The organism is Agrococcus sp. UYP10, assembly GCF_040547205.1.
GTDB classification, from domain to species: domain Bacteria; phylum Actinomycetota; class Actinomycetes; order Actinomycetales; family Microbacteriaceae; genus Agrococcus; species Agrococcus jenensis.
This window is the reverse complement of record NZ_JBEPPG010000001.1, coordinates 906489-925092: the sequence shown is the minus strand read 5'-3', so window position 1 is coordinate 925092 and position 18604 is coordinate 906489. Positions and strand designations below refer to the sequence as shown.

The window sequence follows — 18604 nt, the reverse complement described above, 5'->3', positions numbered from 1 at the left end:
GGCGGCTCCTCGCGGATCGCGGCAGAGGGCACCGCCACGCACCCCGTCGCCATCATCCCCGCCGCGCTCGTCTCGCTCGGCGCCGTGCTGCAGTTCTGGGTGATGACCGACTGGGGCTACCTGCCGCTCATCCTGGGCGTCGTCGGCGGCGTGCTCACCGACCGCGCCGGCCGCTCGTCGAAGCTCGGGCAGGACCTCGCGATCATCGCGATCGCGCTCGCCTGGATCAGCATGATCTCGCTGCACGCCGACATCTCGAACGCCGGCATCCTGCGGTTCACGATCGCGCTCGGCGGCGCCGTGCTCATCCCCTACGCGATCTCGCGCTGGGTCTACCGCGACCACGCGGTGCGCTTCCCCTGGAAGGGCGGGCGCTGGTCGCGGCGGATGTGGACGTACCTCGTCGTGGTCGTCTTCGCCGCCTACCTGATCCTGCCGTTCTACTTCCTCACCTCCGGCGTCTACCGCAACTGGCCGCCGGTCGCGGAGTGGGACATGATCGGGCGGCTGTTCATGGGCGTGAACGCGGTCGGGCTGTGGGACGAGCTCTTCTTCATCTGCACCGTCTACACGCTGCTGCTGCGCCACTTCCGGCCGTGGCTCGCGAACCTGCTGCAGGCGGCGATCTTCGTCTCGTTCCTGTGGGAGCTCGGCTACCAGTCGTGGGGGCCGCTGCTGACGATCCCGTTCGCGCTCGTGCAGGGCGCGATCTTCTCGTGGACGAAGAACCTCTTCTACGTCGTGACGGTGCACCTGCTGTTCGACGCGGTGGTGTTCCTCGTGATCGTGCATGCGCACCACCAGGAGGCGCTGCCCATCTTCCCGCTGGTCCACGGCTTCTGATCGCTCGACGTCGCGGGTGGCGGCTCGTGCCGTATCGCGGATGCGTCGCCGCCGGCGACGTCGAGGATCCGGTGTTCCGGATGTCGGCGGCCTCCCGTAGCCTCGCCGCCATGGCCATCGCACGCTTCCCCACGCTCGTCATCGACTGCCCCGACGCCGCCGCGCTCGCGCGGTTCTACAGCGCGCTGCTCGATTGGCCGGTGTCGAGCTCCGACGACGACTGGGTCGAGATCAAGGCCGACTACGGCCAGATGCTCTGCTTCCAGCAGGTCGAGCAGTACGCGGCGCCCGAATGGCCCGGCCAGGAGCACCCGCAGCAGATGCACCTCGACGTGGTCGTCGACGACCTCGACGAGGGCGAGGCGGCGGTGCTCGAGCTCGGGGCGACGAAGCACGAGCACCAGCCGGGCGAGACGTTCCGCGTCTTCCTCGACCCTGCCGGGCACCCGTTCTGCCTCTGCACCAGCTGACGCGCCGCGCGTCGGTCGCTAGCGCGCCGCGAGCGCGACGGCCGCCTGCGCGCCGACGCGGGTGAACCCGAGCCGGTCGGCGACCCGCAGCGACGCGGCGTTGCCGGTGCGGCAGCGCCACTGCGCCACCAGCCCAGCGTCGATCGCGGCGCACACCGCGCCGGTCGCCGCGGCCGACGCGTAGCCGCGGCCACGCCGCCGTGCCGCCGTCGCGACGCCGAGGTGCGCGATGGTGGTGTGCCAGCGCTGGAAGCCGGCGACCGCGACCGGCTCCCGGCCCTCGCGCACCGCCCAGTGCTGCTCCATCGGCTCGACGCCCGCCTCGGCCCACTCGTCGCCGTCGACCGCCTCGCGGACGAGCGCGAGGTCGCGATCCTCGCCTGGCACGACGCCGTGCGAGGGCGCCGCGGGCCGGGTGCCGGTGAAGAGCAGGTGCGCGGAGCCGAGCGCCCGCGAGCCCGGCAGCAGCGCCGCGACCGCGGCGGCATCCCGCAGCGTCACCCGGTGGTGCGTCTCGAGCGCGATGAGCGCGCGCCTGGGCGCCGCGACGACCATCGCGGCGCCGAGCTCGATGACGACGACAGAGTCGAGGTCGTCGCGCTCCACCCACGTGACGCCCTCGCCGTCGAAGGCGGTGACGGGCACGCCCACCGCGTCCGCCCACGCGGCGCGCAGCTGCATGCGGTCGCGCTGCGGCAGATCCGGCAGGCGCATCACGACCCCAGTGTCGTCCTGCCGGAGCACCGCCGCCAGGGGCGCCCGCCTAGGCTCGACGGGTGACCACCGTGCTGCTCGACGTCGACACCGGGATCGACGACGCCCTCGCCCTCTTCACCGCCGCGCTCTCGAACGAGATCGAGCTCGTCGGCTGCACCGTCGTGTGGGGCAACGTCGACGTCGACCAGGGCGCGCGCAACACCTCGGAGGTGCTGCGCCTCGCCGGGCACGGGGATGTGCCGATCGCGGTCGGCGCCGCCGGTCCCCGCAACGGCCGGGTCGCGGTCTTCTCGCCCCAGGTGCACGGCGACGACGGGCTGGGCGGCTGCGCCGACACGGCCCACGAGCCGCGGCTCGCGGCCGAGGGCGCGGTCGAGCTCATGCTGCGGCTGAGCCACGAGCACGCCGGCGCCCTCGAGATCGTGGCGGTCGGACCGCTCACGAACCTCGCGGCCGCGCTCGACGCCGATCCGACCCTGCCCGAGCGCATCCGGCAGCTGACGATCATGGGCGGTGCGGCGCTCGCGGCCGGCAACGTGAGCGACACCGCGGAGGCGAACATCTGGCACGATCCCGAGGCAGCGCAGGCGGTCTTCGACGCGCCGTGGGAGCTGACGATGGTGGGCCTCGACGTGACGATGACGTCGCTCATCACCGACGAGCATCGCGCGCGGCTCGCCGCCGGCGGCACGGTCGGGCGCTTCTCGTCGGACATCCTCGACTTCTACCTCGGCTACTACGAGGGCTACACGGGGGAGCGCGCGTCCGGCAACCACGACGCGCTCGCGCTCGCGGTGGCGACGGGTCTCGTGCGCACGACGCTGTCGCCGATCGTCGACGTGGAGGTCGACTGCAGCGACGGCTCCACGCGCGGGCGCACCGTCGCGAGGCTCGAGGGGGAGTGGGGCACGTGGCCCGACCGCGAGGGCGCTCGCCATCGCGTGGTCATGGAGGTCGAGCCGGGCTTCGAGGACCGCATGGTCGACCTGCTCGCGGGCGCCTGAGGCGGGCTCAGTCGAGCCGGTACACGTGCTCGACGACCTCCGTGCCGACGCCGGCGGCCCACGACGTCTCCGAGCCGACGAGCGCGAACCCGCTGCGCAGCAGCACGGCGGCGGAGGCGGGGTTGTGCGCGGCGGCACGGGCGAAGAGCGGCCGCTCCGGCTCCTGCTCGAGCAGGAGCGCCAGCGCCGCGGAAGCGATGCCGCGGCCCCAGCGGTCGGGGTGGATCCAGTAGCTGACCTCGCGCTCCTGCTCGATCGTGAAGGTCGAGATGGCGCCGACGAGCCGCCTGTCCTGCTCGATCACGAGCAGGTGGTTCGCGGGATCGGCGCGCACGCGCCGGTAGTGGGCGTCGAAGGCCGCCCGATCGGTGGGATCTTCGCGCGTGAACGCGGCCATCACGACGGCATCGGGGTCGCGCTCCCAGCGGAAGAGCTCGTCGAGGTCGTCGTCGCGCAGCGGCCGCAGTCGGATCGTCATGCCCCGACGCTAGAGGGCGGCGCCCACGAGCGCGACGGCGTTGCAGCCCCAGCAGAAGGCCGTCGGCTCGGGCGAGCGATGCGTTCGGCCGAGCGCTTAAGGTCGCGGTGTGACATTGAGCGACTGGCTCGGCGATAGTCGATGGGACGAGAGGACTGCTCGGGTACCGGAGCTGGCCCTGCCGGATCCCAGCAACGTCAGCCGCGTCGTGCGAGTCGTATTGCCGGATTGGTCCCTCTCGCGCAGTGAGCGGGCTCAGTGGGCACGCTCGTGGATCGATTGGCTCGCGAGCGACGCCGCGGCGGGTCTGCTGACATCGCTGTCCGTCGAAGCCGGCGTCGATCAGGACTTCCTGGATGTGATCGGGTCGTTGCGGGGATTGCGGCGGCTCGACGTCGAGACCGGCACGTATGGCGACCTCGTCCCGCTAGCAGGGCTGCAGCGACTGCGGGCGGTCATCCTCGACTGCCGGAGGGTCCGGTCCGTCGCGCCTTTGCTGGCGCTGCAAGACCTGCACTCGATCGAGCTCTACGGTGCTGCCAAGGTCGAGGATCTCGAGCGCCTGGGCGAGCTGGACACGTTGCGCGACCTCGCCTTCTCAGCGACACCGAGCAGCACGCTGCAGGTCCGCCCAACGTCGTTCTCGTGGATGTCGCGACTGCGGAATCTGCAGAGCCTTCACCTGGCGGGCGCAGTCATCTCGGCCGACCTGACGCCTTTGGCGGAGCTACCGAAGCTGCGTCACCTGACCATCCCGCTGCGCCGCCGCTATCGCGCGCAGGTGGAGGAATTCGCCGCCTCGAGCGTGGCCTTCGCTGATCTCGCGCAGCGCTATGCCGAGGAGGACGCTCACGGATGGTCGGTGGCGATGCCGCCCTCGTAGAGTGCTGATCCACCTCGTGTCTCGTCGCATCGAGCAACGAGGAGCACGACGCATGCCATGACCGTCACCCATCAGCGCGACGGCCCGGCCCGGCCCAGCCGCGGCGCCGCGCGGATCAGGCGACCTCGCCCATCCGCCGGACCGCCTCCTCGATCACCTCGGGTCGCGTGCCGAGGTTGAGGCGCACGTGGTTCTCGCCGCCGGTGCCGAACGCCTCGCCCGCGCTGAGGCCGACGCGCGCCTGCTCGAGGAACGCCTTCGCGGGGCCCGTGGACAGCCCGATGTAGCCGGCGTCGGCGCGCGCGCCGGGGTCGGCGACGCGCGTGCCGCTGCAGTCGAGCCATGCGAGGAACGTCGCCTCGCCGGGTCGCCAGCGGATGGCGGGCGCGTGCTCGGCGAGCAGCCGCGCGAGCAGCGCCCGGTGCTCGCGGAGCGCGAGGAGCACGTCGTCGAGCCACGCGCGGCCGTCGTCGAAGGCCGCGACGTGGGCGATCGAGGCGATGTGCGAGGGGCCGTGGCTCACGACCTCGGCGATGCCGGCGAGGTCGTCGGCCGTCTCGGCGCCGCCGACGATGAGCGCGGTGCGGAGCCCCGCGAGGTTCCACGCCTTCGACGCGCTCGAGAGCGAGAAGCCGCGCGGGTCGACGGTCCAGTAGGGCGTGAACGTCGCGTCGAAGAGCAGCGGCGCGTGCACCTCGTCGGCGATCACCCGCACGCCGTGACGGGCGGTGATCTCGGCGAGCGACTCGAGCTCGGCGCGCGTGTGCACGGTGCCGGTGGGGTTGTGCGGGTTGCACAGCAGCACGACCGCACCGGTCCCGCCGACTCGCGCGCACGCCTCCTCGATCGCCGCGAGGTCGAGCCGCAGGTCGGGCCCGAGCGGCGCCTCGACCACCTGCCGCTCGGCGTGCGCCGAGTAGGCGTGGAACGGCGGGTACACCGGGCTCGTGACGATCACGGCGCCGCCGGGCGGGGTGAGCATCCGGATGAGCTCGAACGCGCCCATCATCACGTCGCTGACGAGCGCGGTGCGGTCGACGGCGACGGCGGCGCCCCAGCGGTCAGCGGCGAACCGGCCGAACGCCTCCGCGTAGCCGGTGCCGTGCGGGTAGCCGGTGTCGCCGCGAAGCATCGCCGCGTGCACGGCCTCGGTGATCGGCTCGGCGGGCAGCACGTCCATCTCGGCGACCCACAGCGGCAGGACGTCGGGCTCGAAGAACCGCCACTTGATGCTCGTGCGATCGCGGAGGTCGGCGAGGGGCACCTGCAGGAAGGGATCCATGCCCCCATCCTGCCGCCGCGGATCCCGCCCGGCGAGATCCCGACGGAGCGATCGGTCGTGCGAGGGCACTATCCCCTCGCCGCGCCGACTGCTCCGTCGAGAGGTCAGGCGACCTGCTCGAGCAGGCCCGAGTCGACGTCGTAGAGGAAGCCGCCGACGCGGGCCCGGTCGCCGATGAGCGGGTGCGAGCGCACGCGGTGCACGTCCTCGATGATCGAGAGCCGCTGGTGCTCGATCGCGCCGAGGTCGAGCCACGAGGCGTCGGTGCCGGCGGCCTGCGAGATGTCGACGAGCAGCTCGCGCTCCGACTTCGAGGCCATCGCGCAGCGCGTGTGCTGCACGAGCAGCACGCGGTCGACCCCCAGCAGGTTGACGCCCAGCACGAGCGCGACGAGCGTGCGCTCGGTGGCGCGGCCGCCGGGGTTGCGCAGGATCTTCGCGTCGCCGGGCACGAGCCCGATCATGCCGAGCGGGTCGATGCGCGAGTCCATGCAGGTCACCATCGCGACGCCGGACTTCGCGACACCGTCGAAGCCCTGCAGGTCGAAGGAGGCGGCGAAGTCGCGGTTGCTCGCGAGCAGGTCGTCGAAGGCGTGTTCCATGATCATCGAATCTACCGCGCGTGCGAGCATGGGCCGCATGGAGCTCCGAGCGCTCGCCCGCCAGATCGACGCGATCTCGCGCCGGTACGCCGACGTCTACGGCTTCGAGCGCGACGCCGACTGGCTCGTGCTCAAGCTGCAGGAGGAGGTCGGCGAGGTCGTGCAGGCGTGGCTCGCGAAGACGGGTCGGCAGCGCGACAAGGGGCACAGCCCGGAGGAGATCGACCGCCGCTTCGCGCTCGAGCTCGCGGATGCGGTGGGCATGCTGCTCGCGCTCGCGGAGGCGACGGGCGTCGACATCGAGCAGGCGATCGACGAGAAGTGGCTGGTCTGGGACCGCCGGGTGTCGCAGCGGGCCGGCGAGGCGGACGCCCCCGAGCAGGACTGAGCCACAGCCCGCGCATCTCGTCGTGCCGCCGTCCAGCGTGCCCCGTTAGCCTCAGGGCATGACGCAGACCGCCATCATCGTCGGTGCAGGACTCGGCGGCCTCGCCGCCGCCCGCGGCCTCGAGGCCGCCGGCTGGCAGGTGCGGGTGCTCGAGGCGGCGCCCGCCGTGCGCAGCGTCGGCGCCGGCATCAGCATCACCGAGAACGGCCTCGCGGCGCTCGACGCCCTCGGCGTGGGCGACGCCGTGCGCGAGCGCGCCGTCCGGGCGCTGCCGGAGGGCATCTTCACCGATCAGGGCTCACCGCTGCACCGCGGCTTCCAGCTGGACTCGAGCGCGATCCACGCGATCCACCGCTCGACCCTGCTGGATGCGCTCCGCGACGGCCGCGAGATCGAGACCGGCATGCGCGTGGTCGGCGTGACCGACGGCGCGAGCGGCCGCCCGAGCGTCACGATCGAGCACGGCGCCGCCGACCCGGACTCCGCCGACGCCCGCGACGAGCGCCAGCGGCGCCGCGACCGGGCGCGCGGCACGAAGCTCGGCCGCCGCCTCCACCGGGCGCTCGAGCCCGGCGACGACCCCATCGACCGCCGGGCGGAGGGCCGCGCGAGCCGCGCGCAGGTGCGCGCGGTCGAGGCCGCCCGCTTCGAGTCGATCGAGGCCGACCTCGTCGTCGGCGCCGACGGCATCGACTCCGCGGTGCGGAAGGCGCTCTGGCCGAAGGCGCGCACCGACTACGCCGGCGCGACCTGCTGGTACGGCGTCGTGCAGGCGGAGGCCGACTCGCCGTCGGGCGTGCGGCAGTACCTGGGGCGCGGCGCCGAGTTCGGCATGGAGCCGATTGACGGCGGTCGCGTCTACTGGTGGGGCATGGCGCACGCGCGCATGGGCCGCTCCTCGCGCGACGAGCTCGAGGCCGCCCGCGCCCGCTTCGACACCTGGGCGCCGGAGGTGCGCGATCACATCGCCGCGACGCCGCAGGCCGGGATCGTGCGCCGCGACCTGTGGTCGCTCGCGACCCAGCTGCGCAGCTTCCACCGCCCCGGCGTGGTGCTGCTCGGCGACGCGGCGCACGCGATGCTGCCGACGCTCGGGCAGGGCGGCAACCTGACGTTCGAGGACGCCGCGACCCTCGGCATCCTGCTCGAGGACCACTCCCGCGACGAGGCGCTGCGGCAGTACGACCGCGAGCGGGTCGGCCGCACGCAGCGGTTCCAGCAGCTCTCGCACCGCCTCGCGCGCACCACGGTGCAGGCGCGCAACCCGGTGCTGGTCGCCGCCCGCAACGGCGCGTTCAACCTCATGCCGACGATGCTGGCCGAGCTCGCCGGCGACTGGATGCTGGGCTGGCGCTCGCCGCGGCACGTCGACTGATGCGGCTGCGGCGCAGCCGCATCGGAGCGCCGCAGGATGCCCCTGGCGCGCGACGTGCGCCCGGCCGCACAATGAGCCATGGCCGACGACCTGGCCGCGCCTCCGGCGCCGGACGCGTCGGGCGCTGACGCCCCGACCGCGGTGGGCGCGGAGAGCGACGCCGCGCTCGCGAGGCGCGCCCAGATCCTGGCGACCGAGCACTGGGGGCTCCTCGCCGCTCGCGGCACCGCGCAGAGCGAGGTGCTCACGCGCATCACGATCTTCCTGACGCTCGTGTCGGCGGGGCTCGTCACGCTGGGGCTGCTCGGCCAGGCGTCGGGCTACGCCGACTGGTTCTCGCCGGCCATGCTGGCGATCCTGGCGTTCCTCGCGCTGATCGGCTTCATGACGCAGCTGCGGGTGATCAACGTCGCCCAGGAGGACATGATGTACGTCGTCGCGATGAACCGCTTGCGCGGGGGCTACGTCGACCTCGACCCCCGCGCGGCGACCTACTTCCTCGCCGCCGTCACCGATGACCAGGCGGGCATGGATCAGACCTACTCGTTCATCGCTCGCCGCAGCGCATCCAGTCACCTCTTCGGCAGCTCGATGGTGCTCATCGTGGTGGTGAACGCGTGCGTCGACGGGCTGCTCGCCGCGGCGCTCGTCGTCACGGCGACCGGCTCCGTCCCGTGGGCGGTCGCGGTCGGCGTCGCCGCCGGCCTCGCCTGGTGCGCGGTGTCCATGCGCCGGGGCTACCTGGGCTTCCGCGACGCGTGGCGCCGCTATCGGCCCCGGCGTCCCACGCAGGGGCCGCCGAGCTTCCTGCAGGACGCGGACGGGCGCCGGCCATCCGCCTCTGGCGATGGGTAGTTCTCCCCATGGCGGACTCTCAGGTGGCGTGGGTACCGTGGTCGAACGGCCCGGCTGGGGCCCTGACGCCGAGAGGCGAAGGGGAAATCGGGCCAGACAAGGGAATACGAGCGGGACCCTCGACCATGGAGCGAGGTTCTGCGCGGCAGCCGTGACGCTGCCGCCCGCTGATGCAAGAGGGGCCCGACCGCGATGGTCGGGCCCCCTTCTCGTCTCAGCGCTGCCGAGCGCGCTCCGCGAGCAGCAGCGGGAACACGAGCTCGCGGTTGAGCGGCGCCTCGGCCTCGTCGTCGATCCCGACCGCCGGGTCGATCCAGCGCACCGCCTCGATCTCGGCGAGCGGCTCCGGTGCGATGGCGTCGCGGGTGCGGAAGACGCTCGCGCGCAGCGCGAAGCCCGCCTCGTTGGCAGCACGCGTCTCGAAGTCGCCCATCGGCTCGATCCGGTCGAGCGCGATCACGACGCCCAGCTCCTCGAGCACCTCGCGCACCGCGCACGCCGCGGCGCCCTCGCCCGCCTCGGGCTTGCCGCCGGGCAGCATCCACGCGCTCGTGCCGCGCTTGCGCACCGTCAGCACCGCGCCGTCCTCGCGCTCGAAGCAGATCGCCGAGACGGTGATGACGCGCATGACTGCAACGGTAGCGAGCGCCGGCGGCTACCCGGCGTTGCGGGTGATGAGCTTCGACAGCACGATCGCCGACCTCGTGTGGTCGACGCTCGACGCCGCGCGCACCTTCTCGAGCGCGTCCTCGAGCGCGATCACATCGCGCGCCCGCATGATCACGAACGCGTCCGCCTCGCCCGTCACCGTCCCCGCCTCGACGATCTCGGGGACGCCGGAGAGGATGCGCTTGAGGTCCTTCGGCGAGACCGTCCCGCGGCAGAACAGCTCGACGTAGGCCTCGGTCGCGAGCCCCTCGACCGCCGGGTCGACCTGCACGGTGAACCCGCGGATGACGCCGTCGGCCACCAGCCGGTCGATGCGTCGCTTCACGGCCGAGGCCGAGAGCCCGACCTCGCCGCCGATGTCGGCGTAGCCCGCCCGGGCGTTCAGCCGCAGCTGGTCGATGATGCCGTGGTCGATGCGATCCATGCGCACGAATCTACGACCCAGGGGGGTCGGCTCGCAAAGAACCGGCGTCGAAACCGGTGCCCGTGCGTCGATTCCTTGCGAGCATGGAGGCATGCAGCCTGAGACGACCATCATCGCGCGCCCCGAGACCGCAGCCCCGACCACCCGCGCCGCCGTGCACAAGACGGTGCTGATGTGCCGCCCTGAGCACTTCACCGTGAGCTACCGCATCAACCCCTGGATGCACCCCGAGATCCCCACGAGCACCTCGACCGCCGTGCGCCAGTGGGAGACGCTCTACGACGCCTACCGCGGCCTCGGCTACGACGTCGAGCTGATCGATCCCATCGAGGGCCTCAACGACATGGTCTACGCCGCGAACGGCGGCTTCACGCTCGACGGCAAGGCCTACGGCGCGAAGTTCACCTACGAGCAGCGCGTGCCGGAGGGCCCCGCCTACATGGCGTGGTTCGCCGACCACGGCTTCGAGGTGCACGAGCCCCAGCAGATCAACGAGGGGGAGGGCGACTTCCTGCTCTCGAACGGCGCGATCCTCGCGGGCCACGGCTTCCGCACCTCGCTCGAGTCGCACGACGAGCTGCGCGGCATCTTCGGCCGCGAGGTCGTGAGCCTGCGCCTCGTCGACCCGGCGTTCTACCACCTCGACACCGCGATCGCGATCCTCGACGACGAGAACATCGCCTACCTGCCCAAGGCGTTCGACGACGCCAGCCGCGCGGAGCTCGAGCGCCGCTACCCCGACGCCGTGCACGTGAACGAGGAGGACGCCGCCGTGCTGGGCCTCAACTCGTTCGGCGACGGCCGCACGATGCTCATCGCGGGGAGGGCGACCGACTTCGAGCGCCAGCTCACCGAGCGCGGCTACGAGACGATCGGCCTCGACCTCTCCGAGCTGCTGCTCGGCGGCGGCGGCATCAAGTGCTGCACGCTGGAGCTGCGGCGATGACCGGCACGACGACCCACGCCGACGCGCTGAGCACGGCGACGCAGGCCGCCATCGCGCAGGTCGAGGCGAGCGCCGCGCACAACTACCACCCGCTGCCCGTCGTGGTCGTGGAGGCGTCCGGCGCGTGGGTGACCGACGTCGACGGCCGCCGCTACCTCGACTGCCTCGCCGCCTACTCGGCGGTGAACTTCGGCCACGGCAACCCGCGCCTGCTGGCGGCGGCGCACGCGCAGCTCGACCGCGTCACGCTCACGAGCCGGGCGTTCCACGCCGCCGCGCTCGGACCGTTCGTCGAGGCGCTCGCGCAGCTCGCCGGCAAGGACATGGTGCTGCCGATGAACACCGGCGCCGAGGCCGTCGAGTCGGGCATCAAGGTGGCTCGCCGCTGGGCCTACGAGGTCAAGGGCGTGCCGGCAGGGCAGGCCGAGATCATCGTCATGGAGGGCAACTTCCACGGCCGCACGACCACCATCGTCTCGTTCTCCGACGACCCGGATGCCACCACCGGCTACGGGCCGTTCACGCCCGGCTTCGTGCGGGTGCCGTTCGGCGACGCCGAGGCGCTCGAGGCCGCGATCACGCCCAACACGGCCGCCGTGCTGCTCGAGCCCATCCAGGGCGAGGCCGGCATCATCGTGCCCCCGGCCGGCTACCTGCAGCGCGTGCGCGAGATCACCGAGCGCGAGCGCGTGCTGTTCATCGCCGACGAGATCCAGTCGGGCCTCGGGCGCACCGGTGCGACCTTCCAGTGCGACAACGAGGGCGTCGTGCCCGACGTCTACCTGCTGGGCAAGGCGCTCGGCGGCGGCGTCGTGCCGGTCTCGGCCGTGGTCGCGGACGCCGACGTGCTCGGCGTCCTCACGCCCGGCTCGCACGGCTCGACCTTCGGCGGCAACCCGCTCGCGGCCGCGGTCGGCCTCGAGGTCGTGCGGATGCTCGCCGAGGGAGACATGCAGGCACGCGCCCGCGCGCTGGGGGCGAGGCTGCAGGCAGGGCTCGGCGAGCTGGTCGGCCATGGCGTCACCGCCGTGCGCGGCGCGGGGCTGTGGGCGGGCATCGACATCGACCCGGCCGTCGGCACGGCGCGCGACGTCTGCATGCGGCTGCTCGAGCGCGGCATCCTCGCGAAGGACACGCACGGCCAGACCGTGCGCCTCGCGCCGCCCATCGTCATCGAGGAGGGCGACCTCGACATGCTCGTCCGGGAGTTCCGGGCGGCCGTCGGGACGTAGCCCAGGCGCCCGGGACCCCTTCGACCGGACAGGACCCGGTGCACCGGGTCCCTGCTGGTGGGAGGGGTCCCGGAGCTGCTCGGCGCTACGGCTCGGGCGTCGCCTGCATCGGGTCGACCGCATCCGCCTGCTGCCGCCCGTCCGTGCCGTCGCCGAGCACCGCGGAGATCATGCCGAAGACGTTGCCGTCCGGATCGCGCAGGTAGCCGACCCGGCCGACGCCCTGCAGGTCCGCAGGGTGCACGGCCGCAGCGCCGCCGAGGTCGATGCCCCGCGCGAACGAGGCGTCGACGTCGTCCACGCCCACGACGATCGTGCTGCCGTTGACCGGCGCGCCCGCCTCGGGTGCCGGACCCTCGCGCTGCGTGAGCCCGCCGTCGATCCCCATGCCGGGCGAGCCCGCGCCGATCGAGCCCTCGCCGGTCGCGATCGACCAGTACTGCCACTGCCCGAACCGTTCGAACCGCCACCCCAGCAGCTGCGCGTAGAAGTCGATGAGCCGCTGCGGCTCGCTCGCGTGGATCTCGAAGTGGACGACGAGGCTCATGGCGCGACGCTACGCCCCGGGTCCCACGGTGGCCAGGGGCATGATGGACGGATGCGCACGCACTACCGCTTCGACCACGCGTGGCAGCTCGACGCGGCCCCGGAGGCCGTGCTGGCGCTCCTCGAGGACCTGTCCGGCTACGGCGCGTGGTGGCCCGCGGTGCGGGTGACCGGTGGCTCGTCGGGGACGGGGGCGCGCACCGCCGACCTGGAGGTGCGCGCTCCGCTCGGCTACCGCCTGCGGATCACGCTGACCGAGGACGCGCACCCGGCGGGAAGCGAGCCGCTCCCGCACGAGCTGCGCGCCTCCATCAGCGGCGACCTGCAGGGCTGGTGCGCGTGGAGCGTCGAGCCCGAGGGCGTGGGCACCCGCGTCCGGTTCGCGCAGGAGGTGCAGGTGCGTCAGCGCGTCCTGCGCGCGCTGAGCCCGCTGCTGCACGGCGCCCTCGCGCGGCAGCACGGCGCCGTCATGCGCTCGGCGGAGGCCGGGATGCGGCGAGCGCTGGGAGCCTGAGTTCGCTTCCGGGCGAGACTGGCGTACGCTCGCGGGCGTGGCAGAGAGCATCCTCCTCGGGCACGCCCCCAGGCCGACCGACGGCGCGCAGCTGGCGAAGCGCATCCGCACCCTCGTGATCGCGGCGGAGCCCGCGGGCATCGCCTGCACCTCCGTCATCGACGCGGAGCTCGACGGCGCCGACATCGCGCGGCTGCACCTCGACCTCACCGACTTCACCCTCGCCGGCGAGGTCGATCGCGACCGCGCGCGGCTCGAGCCGCAGGGCGCACCGGTCTCGAGCGAGTCGGCCGTGCTCCGCAACCTCACCGTCCGGGCTGCGCCGATGCGCGTCTCCGGCGCCGAGGTGACGCTCGACGCGCAGCTGCGCGACCTGCCGTTCCGGTGGATCGAGACCGACAACCGCGAGCTCGCGGTCGAGCTGGCCAGGCCCAGCGACGAGCAGCCGCTGCACGGGCACGCGATCGTCTCGGTGCCCAAGCACCAGCTCGGCGCCGCCGTGCTCGGCCTCGCCGAGTCGGCGCTGCTCGACATGGGCGTCACCGTCTCGCGGCTCGACGTCGACGTGGAGTCGACCGGCCCGCACAGCCTGCGGCTCATCGTCGACGGCAAGGTGCGCAAGGGGCTGCTGGGCGCGTCGGTGCACGGCTCGGCGAGCGCGAGCATCGACGACCGCATGGGCGTCACGCTCAGCGACATCCGGCTCGAGAGCGGCAACCCCCTCGTCGCTGCACTGCTCGCTGCGACGCGCGGCAAGGTCCAGGGCTACGAGGGCCGCCGCATCGACCTCGCAGCCGAGCTGCCGGAGGGCATCCGCCTCGCCGACGTGCAGGTGCGCGTCACCGACGACGTGATCCTGGAGGCGCGGCTGGTCTGAGCGAGTCGGGCTCGGCCCGCGTCAGGCCGAGACGAGCGCCGCCTGCCGCTCCGCGAGCCGGACCCCGGCCGCCGCGAGCCGCCGGGACGACTCGTCGGCGTCGATCCAGTCGAGCGCCGCGAACTCGCCGAGCGGCACGACCGAGTGCACGACCGTGCTCGGGTAGACGTGCACGAGGTTGAACGCGCGCGCGCCGTCGCGGCCGCGCGTGCCGCCGACGGGCACGTTGAGGTCCTGCGTGTAGCAGGTGGCCGACGCGACCGACACCGGGATGCCGGCCACCGACGCCGTGGACGAGTAGTGCAGGTGCCCGGCGAGGATCGCGCGCACGTCGGTGCCGACGAGCGACGCGGCGAGCGCCGACTGGTCGCGCAGCTCGACGCTCACGGCGAGGTCGAGCACGCTCGGCATCGGCGGGTGGTGCATCGCGAGGATCGTGCCGTGCGGCGCCGGCGTCGCGAGCACGCCCCGCAGCCACTCGAGCTGCTCGGGGCTCACCTCGCCGTGGTGGCGGCCGGGCACGGTCGAGTCGAGCGTCACGATGCGCAGCCCGTCGAGGTCGACCACCGCGTCGACGGGGGCGTCGGAGGCGGGCTCGTCGAGCAGCTCGCGCCGGAACGCCCCGCGCTCGTCATGGTTGCCCATCACCCACACGACGCGCGCGCCGAGGTCGTCGGCGACCGGCTCGACGATGGCGCGCAACCGCCGGTAGGCGTCGGGCTCGCCGCGGTCGGCGAGGTCACCGGTGAAGACGATCGCGTCGGGCCGGGCACCGGACGCCTCGAACTCGGCGAAGAGGCGGCGCAGGTGCACCTCGCTCGGGACGCGGTCGTAGAGGCTGCCGCCGCCGGCGAGGAGGTGGGTGTCAGAGATGTGGAGCAGGAAGTGGTTCGGCCTCGGGTGCTCGGCCGATCGGATCTGCACGGTGCCCTCCGCTGTCGTCGGGTGCGCTCTGCATCGAGCGCTGGTCGAAACCTAGTCCAGTCCACCCACGGAAACCGGGTCTGCACACGGCGTGTACGCCAGGTGAACGGCCGATGAGAGGCGGTCGTACCATGGGAAGCGCCCCGACAGGCCGGGCGCACCCCAGAAGGCAGGAGCCGCCCAGCACGTGAAGCACCGCATCCCCGATCCGCATCCCGCTGACGCTGCCGCGTTCGTGCGTCCGACGGACGACGTCGAGCCGCAGGTGTCGACCGCGCCCGAGCTCGTGCTCGTGCACGTCGACGGGCGGCTCGCGCGGTTCGACCGGGACGACGTCGTGGTGCGCAAGGGGCTGTACGCGCTCGCGGACGGCCACATGACGCCGCACGAGTCGATGGTCGAGGACCTGCTCGCGATCGGCGCGGCGCTCGACGAGGCGGGCATCCCGTGCCTGCTCGTGCGCGACGACGACGGTCGGCCGATCATCGCGGTCGACCGCGCCCGCCGCAAGGCGCTCGCTGCGGCGCTCGCGGAGGCGTTCGCGGGCGAGCCGTTCTACGCCGAGGGGATCGCGCCCAAGAAGGCGGCGCGCGGGCCGGTGCTGCTCGCCGACGGCCGCCTCGCCGGCCACCCCAAGGCATCCGTGATGCGCGTCTACCGGCCGCGGGTCGAGCCTGCCGGACGGCTGCGCTACGGTCGCGAGACCGCGGTGCAGCTCGAGCTCTGGCGCTTCGGCGAGGAGTCGCTCACCGCGCCGCTGCCCAACGCCCTCATGCGCGCGACGATGCCGCGCCACGAGGCGGTCGTCGACACGGTGCAGCGCTACGGCCGCGAGTGGCAGACGATCCAGGACATGTGGGAGCCGCTCGCGAGCGACGTGTCGTTCGACATCGACATGGTCTTCTCGTGGGTCGACGGCTCGAGCGACGACTTCCAGCGCGAGCGCGCCAAGCGGATGCAGGCGTACGTCGTCGGTGAGGGCGACGACTCGGAGGCGCGCTACCGCCAGATCGACGAGCTCAAGTACGCGCTGCGGTCGGTGCACATGCACGCGCCCTGGGTGCGGCGCATCTTCATCGCCACCGACTCGCCCGCGCCGGCCTGGCTCGCCGACCACCCGAGGGTGACGATCGTGCCCGCGGAGGCGATGTTCGCCGACCCCTCGGTGCTGCCCACGCACAACTCGCACGCGGTCGAGGCGCAGCTGCACCGCATCGAGGGGCTCAGCGAGCACTTCCTCTACTCGAACGACGACATGTTCTTCGGCCGCGCGCTCAAGCCCGACATCTTCTTCTCGCCTGGCGGCGTGACGAAGTTCGTCGAGGCGACCACGCGCATCGGGCTCGGCGACACGACGCCCGACCGCTCCGGCCACGACAACGCCGCGCGCACGAACCGGCAGGTGCTGCGCCGCCGCTTCGGCGCGATCACCACCCGCCACCTCGAGCACTGCGCCGCGCCGCTCACACGCGGCGTGATGGCCGAGATGGAGCGGGAGTTCCCGGAGGAGTTCCGCCGCACCGCCGCCGCGCGCTTCCGCTCGGCGACCGACATCTCGGTGACGAACTCGCTCTACCACTACTACGCGCTCATGACCGGGCGAGCGGTCCAGCAGACGGGCGCGAAGGTGCAGTACATCGAGACCACCCTGCGCAAGGCGCTGCCGGCGATGCAGCGGCTGCTGCGCAAGCGCGACCAGGACATGTTCTGCCTCAACGACGGCTCGTTCCCCGAGATCTCCGTCGAGGAGCGCACCGCCGCGGTGCGCTCGTTCCTCGAGGCGTACTTCCCGATCGCCGCCCCGTGGGAGCGCGATGCGCGCGGCACCGCCGATGCCACGCGCGGCTTCGGCGTGCTCGGCTCTGCCTAGCCGAGCAGCGCGTCGACCTCGGCGGCCGTCGGCACGCTCGAGGAGGAGCCGCGGCGCGTGACCGCGATCGCGCCGGCTGCGGCCGCGCGACGGATCGCCTGCTCGAGCGGCAGGCCGCCGGCGATGGCTGCGGCGAGCGCACCCGCGTAGGCGTCGCCCGCGGCGGTCGTGTCGACCACCTCGACCGGGATGGACGGGTGGTCGGTCGTGCCCTCGGCCGTGATGAGCACGCTGCCCGCACCGCCCATCGTGATGAGCGCCGCACCGGCGCCCCGCTCCAGGAACCAGTTGCCGGCCGCGATCGCGCCCTCGCGCGAGTCGACCCGGATGCCGGTGAGGAGGCTCGCCTCCGACTCGTTCGGCTTCACGATGTCGACGAGCGGCCAGATGGCCGGGTCGAGCGGCGCTGCGGGCGCGGGGTCGAGGATCACGGTCATCCCCGCCTCGCGCGCGAGCCGCGCTGCCGCGAGCGTGATGGCGAAGGGCGTCTCGAGCTGGGTGAGCAGCACGCGGGCGCTGCCCGCGAGGGCCGAGAACGCGCGCTCGAGCTGCGCCGCGTCGAGGGATGCGTTGGCCTGCGGCACCACGACGATGTCGTTGTCGCCGTCGTCGGCGACGCGGATGTGCGCGATGCCGGTCTGCCCCGGCACGGTGCGCACGTGCTGGAGGTCGACGCCGGCGGTGCCGAGGCTCTCGGTGACGAGCCGGCCGAACACGTCGTCGCCGACGCATCCGACCATGTGCGCCGTCGCGCCGGCCCGCGCCACGGCGACCGCCTGGTTGGCGCCCTTGCCGCCGAGCTGCAGCTCGAAGGCGTCGCCGGTGATGGTCTCGCCGCGCTCGGGCACGCGGGCCGAGAAGGTCGTGAGGTCGACGTTGATCGAGCCGACGATGAGGACGCCGCTGGTCTCAGGCATGGCTCGAGGCTAGCGGCAGCGGCCGCCCCGACCGGCGCGAGAGTCGCGCGGGACGGCTCGCACAGCGCACAATGTCTACGGTTGACAGAAGGAGGGCGCGATGTCCGGAGTGCAGGTGCAGCGGTCGAGGAGCCTCGGGCGCCAGGTCGCGGACGTGCTGCGGCAGCGGATCGTCCGAGGCGAGATCCTGCCGGGCTCGCGCCTCGTGGAGGAGGCCGTCGCCGAGGAGTTCGCCGTCAGCCGCGGCCCGGTGCGCGACGCCTTCACGCAGCTGAGCTTCGAGCGGCTCGTCGAGGTGCGCAAGCCCGCGGGCGTCTTCGTGATCGGCCTCACGCTCGACGACGTCGAGCAGCTCTACAGCCTGCGCGGTGCGCTCGAGGCGCTCGCACTGCGTCGCGCCATGCGGGTCGAGGACGAGGAGCGCTGGCGCGAGTCTGAGGGCTCGGTCGAGGCGATGCTCGAGAGCGCGCGCCGGCAGGACGCCGAGGCGTTCCTCGCGGCCGACCTCGTCTTCCACTCGCAGATCTACGACCTCGCCGAGCACCCCAGGCTGCTCGGCGCGTGGGAGCAGTACAAGCCGACCTTCGAGGCGCTCCTCGACGTCACCATCCACCAGGACCGCGACCTCACGGATGCGGCGGAGGACCACGCGCGACTGCTGCAGACGATGCGGTCGGGCGACGAGGAGGCCGCCTCGGCTGCGCTTGCGCGGCACCTCGAGGGGTCGCACGCGCGCATGCGCGCTGCCATCGAGGCTCGCTGACGACGCCGGCAGGTCACCCTTCCTG

The 18604-nt window shown here is 73.0% G+C and carries 22 protein-coding genes; 13 read left to right on the top strand and 9 right to left on the bottom strand.

The window, feature by feature from the left end:
- The first annotated feature begins 15 nt into the window (after positions 1-15).
- Positions 16-843 (top strand): CPBP family glutamic-type intramembrane protease, encoded by an 828-nt coding sequence (locus ABIB37_RS04560; RefSeq protein WP_502914061.1) that lies wholly within the window; start codon positions 16-18, stop codon positions 841-843.
- Between the two features lie 110 nt (positions 844-953).
- Positions 954-1313 carry a VOC family protein gene (locus tag ABIB37_RS04555; protein ID WP_354257283.1) on the top strand — a complete coding sequence of 120 codons (360 nt, stop codon included), beginning with the start codon at positions 954-956 and terminating at the stop codon, positions 1311-1313.
- 18 nt (positions 1314-1331) lie between these two features.
- On the opposite strand, the gene ABIB37_RS04550 is transcribed toward ABIB37_RS04555, so the two are convergent.
- Positions 1332-2027, bottom strand: coding sequence for a GNAT family N-acetyltransferase (locus ABIB37_RS04550; RefSeq protein ID WP_354261530.1), 696 nt, complete (start codon positions 2025-2027; stop codon positions 1332-1334).
- 62 nt (positions 2028-2089) lie between these two features.
- On the opposite strand from ABIB37_RS04550, the gene ABIB37_RS04545 reads away from it, so the two are divergent.
- Positions 2090-3034, top strand: coding sequence for a nucleoside hydrolase (locus tag ABIB37_RS04545; protein ID WP_354257280.1), 945 nt, complete (start codon positions 2090-2092; stop codon positions 3032-3034).
- A gap of 7 nt (positions 3035-3041) precedes the next feature.
- Here ABIB37_RS04545 and ABIB37_RS04540 read toward each other — a convergent pair whose 3' ends face one another.
- On the bottom strand, positions 3042-3512 hold the full coding sequence (locus ABIB37_RS04540) for a GNAT family N-acetyltransferase (RefSeq protein ID WP_354257277.1): 471 nt from the start codon (positions 3510-3512) through the stop codon (positions 3042-3044).
- A 109-nt stretch (positions 3513-3621) separates the two neighbouring features.
- Between ABIB37_RS04540 and ABIB37_RS04535 the strand changes: the two genes are divergently transcribed.
- Positions 3622-4395, top strand: coding sequence for a leucine-rich repeat domain-containing protein (locus ABIB37_RS04535; protein WP_354257274.1), 774 nt, complete (start codon positions 3622-3624; stop codon positions 4393-4395).
- Between the two features lie 115 nt (positions 4396-4510).
- Here ABIB37_RS04535 and ABIB37_RS04530 read toward each other — a convergent pair whose 3' ends face one another.
- Positions 4511-5677 (bottom strand): MalY/PatB family protein, encoded by a 1167-nt coding sequence (locus ABIB37_RS04530; protein ID WP_354257271.1) that lies wholly within the window; start codon positions 5675-5677, stop codon positions 4511-4513.
- Between the two features lie 104 nt (positions 5678-5781).
- Positions 5782-6279, bottom strand: coding sequence for a beta-class carbonic anhydrase (locus ABIB37_RS04525; protein ID WP_354257268.1), 498 nt, complete (start codon positions 6277-6279; stop codon positions 5782-5784).
- On the opposite strand from ABIB37_RS04525, the gene ABIB37_RS04520 reads away from it, so the two are divergent.
- From ABIB37_RS04520 to ABIB37_RS04510, 3 genes are all read left to right on the top strand, one after another.
- Positions 6278-6667: a nucleoside triphosphate pyrophosphohydrolase family protein gene (locus tag ABIB37_RS04520; RefSeq protein ID WP_354257265.1), complete on the top strand. Its 390-nt coding sequence runs from the start codon at positions 6278-6280 to the stop codon at positions 6665-6667. The two genes, ABIB37_RS04525 and ABIB37_RS04520, sit on opposite strands and share 2 nt — an antisense overlap.
- Before the next feature lie 58 nt (positions 6668-6725).
- Positions 6726-8042 carry an FAD-dependent monooxygenase gene (locus ABIB37_RS04515; RefSeq protein ID WP_354257263.1) on the top strand — a complete coding sequence of 439 codons (1317 nt, stop codon included), beginning with the start codon at positions 6726-6728 and terminating at the stop codon, positions 8040-8042.
- Between the two features lie 78 nt (positions 8043-8120).
- Positions 8121-8897: a hypothetical protein gene (locus ABIB37_RS04510; RefSeq protein WP_354257260.1), complete on the top strand. Its 777-nt coding sequence runs from the start codon at positions 8121-8123 to the stop codon at positions 8895-8897.
- A gap of 214 nt (positions 8898-9111) precedes the next feature.
- Here ABIB37_RS04510 and ABIB37_RS04505 read toward each other — a convergent pair whose 3' ends face one another.
- Positions 9112-9525, bottom strand: coding sequence for an NUDIX hydrolase (locus ABIB37_RS04505; RefSeq protein WP_354257257.1), 414 nt, complete (start codon positions 9523-9525; stop codon positions 9112-9114).
- A gap of 27 nt (positions 9526-9552) precedes the next feature.
- Entirely contained in the window at positions 9553-9990 is a 438-nt protein-coding gene (locus ABIB37_RS04500) for an Lrp/AsnC family transcriptional regulator (protein WP_123696755.1), read from the bottom strand.
- Positions 9991-10081: 91 nt separating this feature from the next.
- On the opposite strand from ABIB37_RS04500, the gene ddaH reads away from it, so the two are divergent.
- On the top strand, positions 10082-10936 hold the full coding sequence (gene ddaH / locus ABIB37_RS04495; protein WP_354257254.1) for a dimethylargininase: 855 nt from the start codon (positions 10082-10084) through the stop codon (positions 10934-10936).
- A complete protein-coding gene (gene rocD, locus ABIB37_RS04490) occupies positions 10933-12168 on the top strand; it encodes an ornithine--oxo-acid transaminase (protein ID WP_354257251.1) in 1236 nt (411 codons plus the stop codon). Before ddaH ends, rocD begins: the two co-directional genes overlap by 4 nt.
- Positions 12169-12253: 85 nt before the next feature.
- Here rocD and ABIB37_RS04485 read toward each other — a convergent pair whose 3' ends face one another.
- The gene (locus tag ABIB37_RS04485) at positions 12254-12715 is read right to left on the bottom strand and encodes a VOC family protein (protein ID WP_354257248.1); all 462 of its coding nucleotides are present in this window, start codon (positions 12713-12715) and stop codon (positions 12254-12256) included.
- Between the two features lie 51 nt (positions 12716-12766).
- Here ABIB37_RS04485 and ABIB37_RS04480 point away from each other — a divergent pair, with 51 nt between their 5' ends.
- Both ABIB37_RS04480 and ABIB37_RS04475 read left to right on the top strand, forming a co-directional pair.
- On the top strand, positions 12767-13228 hold the full coding sequence (locus ABIB37_RS04480) for an SRPBCC family protein (RefSeq protein WP_354257246.1): 462 nt from the start codon (positions 12767-12769) through the stop codon (positions 13226-13228).
- Between the two features lie 37 nt (positions 13229-13265).
- Positions 13266-14105: a hypothetical protein gene (locus tag ABIB37_RS04475; protein WP_354257243.1), complete on the top strand. Its 840-nt coding sequence runs from the start codon at positions 13266-13268 to the stop codon at positions 14103-14105.
- Between the two features lie 21 nt (positions 14106-14126).
- Here ABIB37_RS04475 and ABIB37_RS04470 read toward each other — a convergent pair whose 3' ends face one another.
- A complete protein-coding gene (locus ABIB37_RS04470) occupies positions 14127-15029 on the bottom strand; it encodes a phosphodiesterase (protein WP_354257240.1) in 903 nt (300 codons plus the stop codon).
- 265 nt (positions 15030-15294) lie between these two features.
- Here ABIB37_RS04470 and ABIB37_RS04465 point away from each other — a divergent pair, with 265 nt between their 5' ends.
- Entirely contained in the window at positions 15295-16899 is a 1605-nt protein-coding gene (locus tag ABIB37_RS04465) for a stealth family protein (protein ID WP_354261528.1), read from the top strand.
- Here ABIB37_RS04465 and ABIB37_RS04460 read toward each other — a convergent pair.
- Positions 16896-17816, bottom strand: coding sequence for a ribokinase (locus tag ABIB37_RS04460; RefSeq protein WP_354257237.1), 921 nt, complete (start codon positions 17814-17816; stop codon positions 16896-16898). The genes ABIB37_RS04465 and ABIB37_RS04460 overlap by 4 nt on opposite strands.
- A 100-nt stretch (positions 17817-17916) precedes the next feature.
- On the opposite strand from ABIB37_RS04460, the gene ABIB37_RS04455 reads away from it, so the two are divergent.
- Complete coding sequence (locus ABIB37_RS04455; RefSeq protein WP_354257234.1) at positions 17917-18579, top strand: GntR family transcriptional regulator; 663 nt, start codon at positions 17917-17919, stop codon at positions 18577-18579.
- Positions 18580-18604 lie beyond the last annotated feature (25 nt).

Bases quoted from the DNA above. Each gene is read 5' to 3' on its own strand.
- ABIB37_RS04525 (WP_354257268.1), bottom strand. From the start codon at position 6,279: ATGGAACACGCCTTCGACGACCTGCTCGCGAGCAACCGCGACTTCGCC.
- ABIB37_RS04455 (WP_354257234.1), top strand. From the start codon at position 17,917: ATGTCCGGAGTGCAGGTGCAGCGGTCGAGGAGCCTCGGGCGCCAGGTC.
- ddaH (WP_354257254.1), top strand. From the start codon at position 10,082: ATGCAGCCTGAGACGACCATCATCGCGCGCCCCGAGACCGCAGCCCCG.
- ABIB37_RS04550 (WP_354261530.1), bottom strand. From the start codon at position 2,027: ATGCGCCTGCCGGATCTGCCGCAGCGCGACCGCATGCAGCTGCGCGCC.
- ABIB37_RS04480 (WP_354257246.1), top strand. From the start codon at position 12,767: ATGCGCACGCACTACCGCTTCGACCACGCGTGGCAGCTCGACGCGGCC.
- ABIB37_RS04485 (WP_354257248.1), bottom strand. From the start codon at position 12,715: ATGAGCCTCGTCGTCCACTTCGAGATCCACGCGAGCGAGCCGCAGCGG.
- ABIB37_RS04530 (WP_354257271.1), bottom strand. From the start codon at position 5,677: ATGGATCCCTTCCTGCAGGTGCCCCTCGCCGACCTCCGCGATCGCACG.
- ABIB37_RS04510 (WP_354257260.1), top strand. From the start codon at position 8,121: ATGGCCGACGACCTGGCCGCGCCTCCGGCGCCGGACGCGTCGGGCGCT.
- ABIB37_RS04555 (WP_354257283.1), top strand. From the start codon at position 954: ATGGCCATCGCACGCTTCCCCACGCTCGTCATCGACTGCCCCGACGCC.
- ABIB37_RS04515 (WP_354257263.1), top strand. From the start codon at position 6,726: ATGACGCAGACCGCCATCATCGTCGGTGCAGGACTCGGCGGCCTCGCC.
- ABIB37_RS04505 (WP_354257257.1), bottom strand. From the start codon at position 9,525: ATGCGCGTCATCACCGTCTCGGCGATCTGCTTCGAGCGCGAGGACGGC.
- ABIB37_RS04520 (WP_354257265.1), top strand. From the start codon at position 6,278: ATGATCATCGAATCTACCGCGCGTGCGAGCATGGGCCGCATGGAGCTC.
- ABIB37_RS04460 (WP_354257237.1), bottom strand. From the start codon at position 17,816: ATGCCTGAGACCAGCGGCGTCCTCATCGTCGGCTCGATCAACGTCGAC.
- ABIB37_RS04540 (WP_354257277.1), bottom strand. From the start codon at position 3,512: ATGACGATCCGACTGCGGCCGCTGCGCGACGACGACCTCGACGAGCTC.
- rocD (WP_354257251.1), top strand. From the start codon at position 10,933: ATGACCGGCACGACGACCCACGCCGACGCGCTGAGCACGGCGACGCAG.
- ABIB37_RS04500 (WP_123696755.1), bottom strand. From the start codon at position 9,990: ATGGATCGCATCGACCACGGCATCATCGACCAGCTGCGGCTGAACGCC.